Source organism: Rhodococcus sp. MPR-R1B (assembly GCF_058793255.1).
In genome coordinates, this window is record NZ_JBXAFO010000087.1 from 1 (window position 1) to 611 (window position 611).

The window sequence follows — 611 nt, forward strand, 5'->3', positions numbered from 1 at the left end:
ACTTCAATCTCGACCACCTGCCAAGCTTGCGACGTGATGTGTTGGCGCACTTGGCGACTGGAATGTTCGTTCCGAAAGCGGAAAACGTCATCCTGCTCGGTCCGCCTGGCATCGGCAAGACACACATCGCGATCGGACTCGGAGTCAAAGCTGCCTACGCCGGATATTCCGTCCTGTTCGATACTGCCAGCAACTGGATCACTCGGTTGAGCACTGCACATCATGCCGGGCAGCTTGAGACCGAGCTCAAGAAGATCCGCCGTTACAAGTTGATCATCATTGATGAGGTCGGGTATATCCCGTTCGATCAGGACGCGGCGAACTTGTTCTTCCAGCTGATCGCCTCCCGATACGAGCAAGGCTCGGTCATGGTCACTTCCAACCTCCCGTTCGGGCGATGGGGCGAGACATTTTCCGACGACGTCGTCGCCGCAGCGATGATCGACCGACTCGTCCATCACGCCGAAGTGCTCACCCTCAGCGGTGACTCCTATCGCACCCGATCGCGCCGAGAGCTTCTGACCAAGAACCGATCCAGCAGGGACTAAATCCAAGCCGGGTGGTGAATTTTCGTCCGACGATCACCGATCACTTTTCATCCGACGTTGACA

At 57.0% G+C, this 611-nt stretch carries 1 protein-coding gene; it reads left to right on the plus strand.

Going from position 1 to position 611, the window contains the following annotated elements:
- A partial coding sequence (gene istB, locus AC1Q61_RS32760) for an IS21-like element helper ATPase IstB (protein ID WP_492651490.1) occupies positions 1-548 on the plus strand: 548 nt, incomplete at its 5' end.
- Between the last annotated feature and the right edge of the window lie 63 nt (positions 549-611).